Origin of the sequence: Staphylococcus hyicus (assembly GCF_000816085.1) — a bacterium.
Lineage (GTDB): Bacteria > Bacillota > Bacilli > Staphylococcales > Staphylococcaceae > Staphylococcus > Staphylococcus hyicus.
Genome location: NZ_CP008747.1, coordinates 1796974 through 1809043, shown reverse-complemented (window position 1 = coordinate 1809043; position 12070 = coordinate 1796974). Strand labels below are relative to the sequence as shown.

10 protein-coding genes are annotated in these 12070 nt (G+C 35.7%); 6 read left to right on the top strand and 4 right to left on the bottom strand.

Annotated features, from left to right (window positions below):
• Nucleotides 1-6 precede the first annotated feature (6 nt).
• The gene (locus tag SHYC_RS08550; RefSeq protein WP_039646296.1) at nucleotides 7-819 is read left to right on the top strand and encodes an inositol monophosphatase family protein; all 813 of its coding nucleotides are present in this window, start codon (nucleotides 7-9) and stop codon (nucleotides 817-819) included.
• A gap of 62 nt (nucleotides 820-881) precedes the next feature.
• Here SHYC_RS08550 and SHYC_RS08545 read toward each other — a convergent pair whose 3' ends face one another.
• Nucleotides 882-1073, bottom strand: coding sequence for a DUF5325 family protein (locus SHYC_RS08545; RefSeq protein ID WP_231912823.1), 192 nt, complete (start codon nucleotides 1071-1073; stop codon nucleotides 882-884).
• Nucleotides 1074-1164: 91 nt separating this feature from the next.
• On the opposite strand from SHYC_RS08545, the gene typA reads away from it, so the two are divergent.
• Together typA and SHYC_RS08535 are read left to right on the top strand one after the other, a co-directional pair.
• Nucleotides 1165-3012 carry a translational GTPase TypA gene (gene typA / locus SHYC_RS08540; protein WP_039646292.1) on the top strand — a complete coding sequence of 616 codons (1848 nt, stop codon included), beginning with the start codon at nucleotides 1165-1167 and terminating at the stop codon, nucleotides 3010-3012.
• A 342-nt stretch (nucleotides 3013-3354) separates the two neighbouring features.
• Nucleotides 3355-4494, top strand: a complete 1140-nt coding sequence (locus tag SHYC_RS08535) for an NADH-dependent flavin oxidoreductase (protein ID WP_039646290.1) — start codon at nucleotides 3355-3357, stop codon at nucleotides 4492-4494.
• A gap of 195 nt (nucleotides 4495-4689) precedes the next feature.
• Here the strand turns inward: SHYC_RS08535 and SHYC_RS08530 are convergent, their stop codons facing one another.
• Both SHYC_RS08530 and SHYC_RS08525 read right to left on the bottom strand, forming a co-directional pair.
• Nucleotides 4690-4887, bottom strand: a complete 198-nt coding sequence (locus tag SHYC_RS08530) for a DUF2197 domain-containing protein (protein ID WP_039646288.1) — start codon at nucleotides 4885-4887, stop codon at nucleotides 4690-4692.
• Entirely contained in the window at nucleotides 4888-5370 is a 483-nt protein-coding gene (locus tag SHYC_RS08525) for a hypothetical protein (protein WP_039646285.1), read from the bottom strand.
• Nucleotides 5371-5505: 135 nt separating this feature from the next.
• On the opposite strand from SHYC_RS08525, the gene SHYC_RS08520 reads away from it, so the two are divergent.
• The 3 genes from SHYC_RS08520 (at nucleotide 5506) to SHYC_RS08510 (ending at nucleotide 10797) form a co-directional block, all read left to right on the top strand.
• The gene (locus SHYC_RS08520) at nucleotides 5506-5781 is read left to right on the top strand and encodes an Fpa/YlaN family protein (RefSeq protein ID WP_037566083.1); all 276 of its coding nucleotides are present in this window, start codon (nucleotides 5506-5508) and stop codon (nucleotides 5779-5781) included.
• Between the two features lie 76 nt (nucleotides 5782-5857).
• Entirely contained in the window at nucleotides 5858-7078 is a 1221-nt protein-coding gene (ftsW, locus tag SHYC_RS08515; RefSeq protein ID WP_039646283.1) for a cell division peptidoglycan polymerase FtsW, read from the top strand.
• Between the two features lie 266 nt (nucleotides 7079-7344).
• Nucleotides 7345-10797, top strand: coding sequence for a pyruvate carboxylase (locus SHYC_RS08510; protein ID WP_039646280.1), 3453 nt, complete (start codon nucleotides 7345-7347; stop codon nucleotides 10795-10797).
• Nucleotides 10798-11128: 331 nt separating this feature from the next.
• On the opposite strand, the gene SHYC_RS08505 is transcribed toward SHYC_RS08510, so the two are convergent.
• Entirely contained in the window at nucleotides 11129-12037 is a 909-nt protein-coding gene (locus SHYC_RS08505; RefSeq protein WP_039646278.1) for a COX15/CtaA family protein, read from the bottom strand.
• Nucleotides 12038-12070 lie beyond the last annotated feature (33 nt).

Here is a 12070-nt window from a genome sequence, read left to right as displayed (position 1 = left end):
ATGCGAATGCATTTATACGATTTTGCCAAAAATTTAGTTTTAGAAGCAGGGAACAATATACGCAAATGGATGCATGAAGACATTGAAATTGAATCTAAGTCTAATCCAAATGATTTGGTAACGAATGTTGATAAAGCAGTAGAGACGTTTATCATTAGTCAAATAGAATCTCAATATCCTTATCATAAAATGATTGGTGAAGAGGGGCATGGTCATGACATTGAGTCGACCAATGGTGTAGTCTGGGTTATAGATCCAATTGATGGTACGCTTAATTTTATACATCAAAAACAAAATTTTGCTATTTCAGTAGGTATATTTAAAGACGGCAAACCTTACGCTGGGTTTGTGTATGATGTTATGCGTGATATTTTATATCATGCTAAATCAGGGCATGGTGCATATAAAAATGAAACACCAGTCCCACCTTTAAAAGACACACTTTTAAATGAGAGTATTGTAGGATTAAATCCGAATTGGCTCACAAAACCGAAGATGGGTCCGATACTGCAACCAATTATTCAAGATTCAAGAACTGCACGTGCGTATGGCTCGGCAGCTCTAGAAATTGTTTATGTAGCCACAGGCTTATTGTCAGCATATATAACGCCACGATTACATCCGTGGGATTATGCTGGAGGATTAATCATTCTTCAAGAAGTTGGTGGAGAAGGCACGAATTTTTTAGGAGAGCCTTTATCTATCACAACACATAGTACTGTATTATTTGGGAATAGAGCGGTTCATAAGCACATTTTAAATGAATATTTTAAGCCACATGAAAATGAACTTAAAGCTTTACAACAACGATACCAATAAAAAAGGGTGAGCACATTGAGCGGCTCACCCTAAAAAATATATTTTAAATGAGATGTTTTGAATTAAAACCAATCGTTTTCTCGGTATTTCTTTTTTAATGAAAAGCCATAACCTAATGTTGCCATTAACAAGATAAAGGTAATGGACATCCAGAATATGTTCGTAGCAGCGATTGCAAAACTAAACGTTGTTAAAAAGAAAACAGCAAGTAGTGCGAGTACGAAAAAAATAGCTTTAGACTTTTGCATCTTTATTCCACCTAACTGTGTCGTCATTTCATTTATATGATATAATAAACGAGTTGCAAAAGAAAGTGGTAATTTACTCAAGAAAGGAAATTAATGTATGACTAAATTTAGAGAAGATGTTCGTAATATTGCGATTATCGCTCACGTTGACCATGGTAAAACAACTTTGGTTGATGAATTATTAAAACAATCTGGTATTTTCCGTGAGAATGAACACGTAGCTGAACGTGCAATGGATTCTAACGATCTTGAAAGAGAACGTGGAATTACCATCTTAGCGAAAAATACGGCAGTTGACTATAAAGGCACACGTATCAATATATTAGATACACCTGGACATGCTGACTTCGGTGGAGAAGTAGAGCGTATTATGAAAATGGTAGATGGAGTAGTACTTGTAGTTGATGCATATGAGGGGACAATGCCGCAAACACGATTTGTGTTGAAAAAAGCATTAGAACAAAATTTGAAGCCCGTAGTCGTTGTGAATAAAATCGACAAACCATCGGCGCGTCCAGAAGGCGTTGTAGATGAAGTTTTAGATTTATTTATTGAATTAGATGCCAATGATGAACAACTCGAATTTCCTGTTGTTTATGCCTCAGCTATTAGTGGAACGGCAAGTTTAGATGCAGATAAACAAGATGAAAACATGCAATGTTTATATGAAACAATCATTGAATATGTTCCAGCGCCATTAGATAACCGTGACGAACCTCTTCAATTCCAACCCGCATTATTAGATTATAACGATTATGTTGGACGTATTGGTATTGGACGCATTTTCCGCGGAACGATGCGTGTTGGGGAAAGTGTATCCTTATTAAAATTAGATGGCAGCGTAAAAAACTTCCGTGTAACGAAAATATTTGGCTACTTTGGTTTAAAGCGTGAAGAAATTCAAGAAGCATACGCTGGAGATTTAATTGCGGTATCTGGGATGGAAGATATTAACGTAGGGGAAACAATTACGCCTCAAGATCATCAAGATAAGCTCCCGGTTCTGCGTATTGATGAACCAACACTAGAAATGACTTTCCGAGTAAATAATTCACCATTTGCTGGACGAGAAGGACAATTTGTTACTGCACGTCAAATTCAAGAACGTTTAGACAATCAATTAGAAACGGATGTGTCTTTAAAAGTCACACCAACAGATTCGCCAGATGCGTGGACTGTTGCAGGTCGTGGTGAGTTACATTTATCAATATTAATTGAAAATATGCGTCGTGAAGGGTTTGAACTTCAAGTTTCAAAGCCGCAAGTAATTTTAAAAGATATCGATGGAGAACTTCACGAACCATTTGAACGTGTACAAGCTGAAGTGCCTGAAGAATATGCAGGTTCAGTTATTGAGTCATTAGGCCAACGTAAAGGTGAAATGGTTGATATGACAACGACAGATAATGGATTAACACGTTTAATCTTTAACGTTCCAGCGAGAGGTTTAATTGGTTACACAACTGAATTCATGTCAATGACACGTGGATACGGTATTATTAACCACACTTTCGATGAATTTAGACCACGTATTAAAGGACGTATTGGCGGTCGTCGAAATGGTGTATTAGTTTCTATGGATCAAGGTAGTGCAAGTGAATATGCGATTTTAGGTTTAGAAGATCGTGGTATAAACTTTATGGAACCTGGTACAGAAGTATATGAAGGAATGATTGTTGGTCAAAATAATCGTGAAAATGACTTAACTGTTAATATTACAAAAGTTAAACATCAAACAAATGTCCGTTCAGCTACAAAAGATCAAACTGAAACAATGAAAAAGCCACGTATTTTAACATTAGAAGAAGCATTAGAATTTATTAATGATGATGAACTTGTTGAAGTAACACCAGAGAATGTACGTTTGAGAAAGCGTATTTTAAATAAAGGTCAACGTGAAAAAGAAGCAAAACGTATAAAACAAATGATGGAAGATAATGAATAAATCATCTGTTGAAGCAATGTCACAATTATTTGTGATATTGCTTTTTTTATGGGCTTTATGTGCTGCCTAAAATGATTACTGTGGAAACAACACAACGAAATCAAAGATTTTAGCGGGAAAAAAGTGGAAAAGCATGTGTAAAGTATTAAGGAGAGCGTGAAATATAAGAGCGCAGTCTATGACTGACTTCCGAAGAAAAGGTAAAGTGGAGGCGAAAGTCTAGTCATAGTTGCGGGGGCACGATAACGAAATCAAAGATTTCTATCGTGCTCCCAAGTCGAGTTGTTTTGTCGGTTTTTGTTCTTGTATTACACTGAGGGTAGTTGTTTAAGGAGGGGTTTTATGGATGAACGTTATCAGTCTTTATTTGAAAGTGTGACGTTACCAAATGGGAAGCGTATTAATAATAAATTTGTGTTAGCGCCTTTAACGCACACGATTTCTAATGAGGATGGCACGGCTTCAGACAGAGAAATTGAATTTGTCCATTCTAGAACAAAAGATGTAGGGATGGCAATTACAGCAGCGAGTTACATCAATTTAGAAGGAAAGGCATTTCCTGGACACCCTTCTATTTCTAAAGAATCGGATTTAGAAGGGCTCAAACGACTTGCAGCTACGATTAAACAAAACGGCGCAGTGGCGATTATGCAAATCCATCATGGAGGTGCGCGTGCTTTACCTGAATATGTTCCTGATGGAGATGTGAAAGCACCGAGTGAAGTTGAAGATTACGGATACTGTAAATCTGAAAAACATGCTTCAAGAGCTATGACAAGTGAGGAAATTGTACAATCAATCAAAGACTACGGACGTGCTACTGCTTTGGCGATTCGAGCGGGTTTTGATGGGATTGAAATTCATGGTGCGAACCATTATCTAATTCATGAATTTGTTTCACCTTATTACAACCGTAGAAATGATGAATGGAAAGATCCATTGGCGTATCCAAAGGCCGTTGTTGAGGAAGTGCTCGAAGTGAAAACAGCATTGGCCCCTAAAGATTTCATTGTAGGATATCGATTCTCCCCAGAAGAAGCAGAATCACCTGGAATAACTATGGAGTTAACGAAAGAATTAATTCATATGTTAAAATCATATCCTTTAGATTATTTACATGCTTCGTTAATGGATATTCAATCTACAACGAGAGAAGGTAAATATCAGGGCAAAAAAAGAATCACGCTTTTGAAAAAATGGATTGATGGGCGCATGCCATTGATAGGTATAGGATCAGTTTATTCCGGTGAAACTGCATTATCTGGTATTGAAGCGGGTGCTGACTTAATTGCTTTAGGAAGAGGATTGTTATTAGATCAAGAGCTCGTTTCTAAAATAAAAAACAACCGTGAAAATGAAATTATAAACCAATTTGATGCTACTAGAGAGGATCACCATCAATTGCCTAAAGAGATTTGGGACTTATTTAATGGTGGACGCTTTCCAGTTCCGAAAAAAGAGAACGTGTCCAATAAAGTATAAATGTATTTCTCATTGATACCTGAGACCATAGAAAACGTATGATATTTATGGTTTTAAATTCACCTCACGAATTATATTTGATTGAATTAAGTCAGTTGTGTAAAAATAGCCATGACAATTTATCTTAATGGTAAATTGTCATGGCTATTTATTTTAAGATAGACATTACTTGTCCCAGTTTTCCGTTGCAACTGTTTAATGGGGTTCATGCTCTATTTTTATAGAATGATAGTGATGTGAAGGGTTAAGACGATGCTTTGGTGTATCTAAACGACTTTTACATTCATCACACATAAAGGTTTGAATAGGATTGTTTTTCAAACGTTTAGCAATGAGTGTATTTTCATCTAATAAAACTTCAGTGTCGCAAATGATACATTTTTCTTTTCGCATTTATAACACCTCGATATGCGTCACATAGTCGAACACGTACGTTACACCTTCAGCTTGTTGATATACAAAACTGTCTACAGCATTATTGTCATAAAGTCTTTTTCCATCTTTTGAAAATTGGAAAAATAGGTAAGGTAATAAATGAAATGGCACATCTATATGATTAGATTCATTAGATAAACGAATGATAGACGCGCTGTCCAAAGGTTCAGCATTTTTGAAAAACGGAGTCATGTTGATAACGAATGAACCTTCTAGTACGGCACGTTTTTTATAATCGATTTCAGAATTTAATGTAGGTGGGTTTGTTTGACCTTCTAAAATCGCGCGATTCCACTCACGATTATCTTCAAATTTAATAGGCTTTTCACCATCAAAAACACCATTTTTTAAATCTTCAATACGTATTTTGCGGTCATCAAAAATCCAAGTTGAACTATCTAAAGTAATAGGAAATTTTACTGCACCTTTAATTTGAATCATACTCATTGCACTCCCTCTAATAAACTTAATTTATTTTATCATACTTGAGACGGAGGCGTATGAAATTCACTTGCTTTTTAAAAGGTGTTAAGATAAACTTTTAACATGAAGATAAAATTATGGGGGGACTATGTCATGAGCAAGCAAAAAAATATTAGCAATGCGGCATACGACCAGTTAAATGCAGACGCGGACAGAATTTTACAGCTCATCAAAGTGCAAATTGATAACTTAACTTTGCCACAATGCCCATTATATGAGGAAGTATTAGATACACAAATGTATGGGTTACAAAAAGAAGTTGATTTTGCTGTGAAACTCGGTTTGGTTGATAAAGAAGATGGTAAAGCATTGATGCTTCGCCTTGAAAAAGAGTTATCAAAACTACACGAAGCGTTTACAAGAGTTTAATTGCGATTGAAAGTCCATAGTGAGATTTTGGCGCAACGACGCTTTGTATCTGCGATGAATTGGATGATAATATCATATGAATAATATAAAAAGTTTATTTCGATATATTTTGAGATCCTCTAAATATATCGATTTTCCATTATTAATCACATATCTTGCATTATGTTTTATCGGTTTAACAATGGTGTATAGTGCTAGTATGGTAGCAGCAACGAGAGGAACACTTACCGGTGGTGTATCTGTTCCAGGTACATATTTTTATTCAAGACAACTGGTGTATATCGGTATCGGATTTGGAATTGTATTTTTTATCGCTTATTTAATGAATGTTAAACTTTTGAAATCACCTAAATTCCAAGTGGGCATGATGGCTTTTATCGTAATATTATTATTAGCCACATTAGTGATTGGTTCTGAAATTAACGGTTCTCGAAGTTGGTTGAATTTAGGTTTTATGAATCTTCAAGCATCGGAACTATTAAAAATTGCAATCATACTTTATGTGCCTTATATTATTGAGCGGAAAAGACCTCAAATCCAACGAGATCCAACAGCGATATTATGGCCAATTATTTTTGTTGGACTCATTATTGGGCTCGTTTTATTACAAAAAGACGTTGGACAAACATTGCTAATTTCAGCAATTTTCTTTTCGATTATTTTGTATGCTGGCATTGGAATAAAGAACTTTTTGAAAATTGGTTTCTTCAGTTTGTTAGGCCTATTTGTCGTTGTTATCATTATTGTTGTTTTTAGAATTAATATTTTACCTTCATACCTTACTGCACGATTTAGTGCACTTGAAAATCCTTTCAATTTTGAAGATGGTATTGGGTATCATCTTGCGAATTCACTTCTTGCCATTGGTAATGGTGGGATTTTTGGAAGAGGTTTGGGTAATAGTATTATGAAACTCGGGTATTTACCTGAACCGCATACTGATTTTATTTTTGCAATTATTGCAGAAGAATTAGGTCTTGTCGGTGTACTCATTGTTTTAAGTTTATTATTCTTTATTGTATATCGTTCCTTTGAACTTGCCTCACGCACAACTTCTTATTTTTATAAACTCGTTTGTGTTGGTATAGCAAGTTATATCGGTATTCAAACGTTTATCAATTTAGGAGGGATTTCAGGATTAATCCCATTAACAGGTGTCCCATTACCATTTATCAGTTTTGGTGGGTCCTCAATGATAAGTTTGAGCATTGCGATGGGGTTATTGCTTATTGTATCTAAACAAATTAGATACGAACAAGCAAGAAAACGATATTTAAAGAAAGCCAAGATGACTTAAAACAGCAACGAGAGCTTTGAATCTAAAAGTTTGATATGATTCTAAGTTCTCGTTTTTTATTTTGACTTTTGAGTTGCAACAACTTAAAATATATTTGGTAATAACTAAAATCTATCAAGAGTAATAAGTAATTTTTATAACCTTGTGTATTCATCATAGGTCATTTGAATCATGAACAGTGACTTCGACTTTTAACTTTTGGTTAGATTTTGATATAATAGTATTTATATTTTTCGAATTTTCGAACTTTTTAGGAGGTTGGCTTCATGAAACGCATTCGTAAATTATTAGTCGCAAATCGCGGGGAAATAGCCATTCGTATCTTTAGGGCGGCAACAGAGCTTAATATTAAAACTGTTGCAATTTATTCAAAAGAAGATATGGGGTCACTACATAGATATAAAGCTGACGAATCATACCTTGTTGGCGAAGATTTAGGTCCAGCTGAAAGTTATTTGAATATCGAGCGCATCATTAAAGTTGCGAAAGAAGCTGATGTAGATGCAATTCATCCAGGTTATGGGTTTTTAAGTGAAAATATGCAATTTGCTAAACGTTGTGCTGAAGAAGGCATTATATTTATCGGTCCACATCTTGATCATTTAGATATGTTTGGCGATAAAGTGAAAGCACGTACAACAGCGATTAAAGCTGATTTACCAGTGATTCCAGGTACGGATGGTCCTGTAGAAGGATATGAGGCAGCAGAAATTTTTGCTGAAGAAGCTGGTTATCCATTAATGATTAAGGCGACGAGTGGTGGCGGCGGTAAAGGCATGCGTATCGTTCGTGAGCCGTCTGAATTAAAAGAAGCGTTTACACGTGCAAAGTCAGAAGCAGAAAAATCTTTTGGTAATAGTGAAGTATATATTGAAAAATTCATTGATAATCCAAAACATATCGAAGTGCAAATTATCGGTGATGAGGAAGGTAATATCATCCATTTATATGAACGCGATTGTTCTGTGCAACGACGTCATCAAAAAGTGGTTGAAGTTGCACCGTCAGTATCGTTGTCAGACGAATTGAGAGAACGTATTTGCACATCTGCAGTGGATTTAATGAAAAAAATTAAATACGTCAATGCAGGTACTGTTGAATTTTTAGTCTCAGGCAATGAATTTTATTTTATAGAAGTGAATCCACGTGTTCAAGTTGAACATACGATTACAGAAATGATTACGGGTGTAGACATTGTTAAAACGCAAATTTTAATTGCAGATGGCGAATTATTACATGATGAAGCCATTAGTATGCCTTCTCAAAACGAAATTAAAACGTTAGGTTACGCCATTCAATGTCGTATTACTACAGAAGATCCTACACAAGATTTTATGCCTGATACGGGTCATATTGTTGCCTATCGTTCAAGTGGTGGATTTGGCGTACGTTTAGATGCAGGTGATGCATTCCAAGGTGCTGAAATTTCACCATATTACGATTCTTTACTCGTAAAAGTGTCCACACATGCCATTAGTTATAAAGAAGCACGAGAAAAAATGGAGCGTTCTTTACAAGAAATGCGTATTCGCGGTGTAAAAACAAACATTCCATTTTTACGTAATGTGATTAACCATCATAAATTTGCTTCTGGTGATTATACAACAAAATTTTTAGAAAATGCACCAGAACTATTCATTATTCAACCGTCACGCGATAGAGGAACGAAAACGCTAGAATATATTGGTAATGTGTCAATTAATGGGTTTCCAAATGTTGATAAACGTCCAAAACCTGCATTTGAACCTACAGAACTACCTGAAGTCGATTTAAAAGAAATCAATAGCTTAAGTGGAACAAAACAGTTATTAGATGCGCAAGGTCCTCAAGCTGTCGCAGATTGGGTAAAGGCGCAAAAAGACGTCTTGATTACAGATACGACGTTTCGCGATGCGCATCAGTCTTTATTAGCAACACGTGTACGTTCACATGATTTACTTAAAATTGCCCCGGCAACTGCACAAGTGATGCAAAACAACTTTTCATTAGAGCTGTGGGGCGGTGCCACATTTGACGTTGCATTTAATTTCTTAAAAGAAAATCCATGGCAACGTCTCCATGATTTAAGAAAAGCAATTCCGAATGTTCTATTCCAAATGTTACTTCGTGCATCAAATGCAGTGGGCTATAAAAACTATCCTGATAATGTCATTCAAAAATTTGTGAAGCACAGTGCTGAAGCAGGGATTGATGTTTTCCGAATTTTTGATTCATTAAACTGGGTTGAACAAATGAAAGTTGCGAACGAAGCGGTTCAAAAAGCGGGTAAGATTTCAGAAGGTACCATCTGTTATACTGGTGATATTTTAAATCCTGAACGTTCTAATATTTATACTCTTGATTATTATGTCAAACTTGCTAAAACCTTAGAACGTGAAGGGTTCCATATGTTAGCAATCAAAGATATGGCTGGTTTATTAAAACCACGTGCAGCTTATGAACTGATTGGAGAGCTCAAAGCAGCAGTAGACTTACCAATTCACTTACATACGCATGATACAAGTGGTAATGGTATTATCATATATAAACAAGCGATTGATGCGGGTGTAGATATTGTTGATACGGCTGTTGCTGCCATGTCAGGACTAACAAGTCAACCAAGTAGTAACTCATTGTATTACACATTAGATGGGTTCGAAAGAGATTTACGTATGGATATTGACGGTCACGAAGCATTGTCTCATTATTGGGATGCAGCACGTGCATACTATAGTGATTTTGAAAGCGATATGAAATCACCACATACTGAAATTTATCAACATGAAATGCCAGGCGGACAATATTCTAATTTGCGTCAGCAAGCGAAAAGTTTAGGTTTAGGTGAACGATTCGGAGAAGTAAAGAAAATGTACCGCCGTGTGAATTTCTTGTTTGGTGATATCGTTAAAGTGACACCTTCTTCTAAAGTGGTAGGTGACATGGCGTTATACATGGTCCAAAATGATTTAGATGAAGAAACGGTTATTCGAGATGGACATAAATTAGATTTTCCAGAATCTGTAGTATCGTTCTTTAAAGGTGAAATTGGACAGCCTGTTAATGGGTTTAATAAGGAATTGCAACAAGCAGTATTAAAAGGTCAGAAACCACTCACTAAACGACCAGGTGAGTACTTAAAACCTGTTGATTTTGATGCGCTAAAGGAAGAATTACAACAAAAACAACAGCATAAAGTGACTGATGAAGACGTGATTAGTTATGCGTTATACCCTAAAGTTTACGAGCAATATATTCAAACATATGAGAAATTCGGGGATGTATCTATTCTAGATACGCCAACATTCTTCTTTGGTATGCGCGACAATGAAACAGTGGAAATAGAAATCGATAAAGGTAAAATTTTAATCATTACACTGAAGACGATTACACAACCGGATGAAAATGGAATGTGTACTGTATTCTTTGATATGAATGGGCAAGCGCGTCGCGTGCGGATTAAAGATGAAAATGTTCAATCATCTAAGCGTGCAAAACCAAAAGCTGACAAAACAAACCCTTCACACATTGGAGCGCAGATGCCAGGAACGGTATTACAAGTGGATGTAAAAGAAGGGGATGAGGTTGAAGCCAATCAGTCGCTCATCATTACAGAAGCAATGAAAATGGAAACAACAGTTCAAGCACCATTTAAAGGGACTGTGAAAAAAATTCACGTCGAACCTAATGATGGCATTGAAACTGGTGATCTTTTAATAGAAGTAGAACAAGCAAACAAGTAATTTAAAACGGATTTTATATTGAAATAAGTAGTGTACAACGGCATTAAAGCTTTCTATGGAAGTTTTAATGCCGTTTCGTTATACAAAAAAGCCCTATAAAGTTTTCACTTTTCAAGTGTTTACTTTATAGAGCGCATATTATATATAAATTTATTAGCTATTTGATTGAAACCTTTTAAATAATTTTAGTGATAAAATCTGAGAATATACATTTCATTGATGTCATTGATGCCTTAGGTGAGATGTAATGAAATGTATGGATAAGGCATTAAATTAAAATAAGATGATTTGATTTCCAATTCCTATGTGATGATTCAAACGTTAATTTATCTTATTGGTCACCACGGTTAGATCTTAAAATGAGTAGTAAGAAATAACTAATCATTCCAAAAAGGAGTGTGATAAATAGGGCATGGAATAACGCGATAATTAAGTTGACATTTGTGATAACTGATAAAGCACCTGTAACAACTTGTAGAATAATAAAAATAAAACTTGCAGTATAGCCGTACGTAATTGTACGAATATTAGGGTAATTCTTCACTGCATGGATGTAAACAATCATCACTGTCATAAATGCTAAAAATGCTAAGAGACGGTGTGATAATTGGACCCAATCATGGACATCATGTGGGATTAAGTCGTTGAACGGCAACGGCCAAGCGCCATAGGCTAAACTTGAGTCTGTGTGACGTACAAGTGCACCTGTGTATATGGCTACATATATTACTCCAGCCATTAACCACGTTAAACGTTGAAGTGGTTTGCGGATATGTACAATATTCGCCTCATATTTTTGATCCAAATTAAAAATGATTAACGTTAACACAAAGACTGATGAAAAACTAATCAAAGATATTCCAAAATGAAGTGCTAATATATAATCATTTTGTTGCCACATGACTGCGGCAGCCCCGATTAATGCTTGAATTAACAAGAAACCAACGCTAATTTTACATAATGGTTTTACTTCTTTTATATGCCCGATATGCTTCCAAGATGTAATGACAAGCCAAAGAACAACGAGTAATGAGAGCCCTGAAACAGCACGATGACTCAGCTCAATAATCGTTTCTATCGGGAGGTTTTCAGGTAAAAAAGCACCGTGACAAAGTGGCCAGTCTGAACCACAACCATCAGCAGAACCGGTTTTTGTAACTAGTGCACCACCAAGCTGAACCCATACCATCATTAAAGTAGCTAATACAGAAAGCCACTTTAGGTTTCGCTTTCTAAACACTGCTCAACACCCCGTTATTAATAAAGTTGTAAA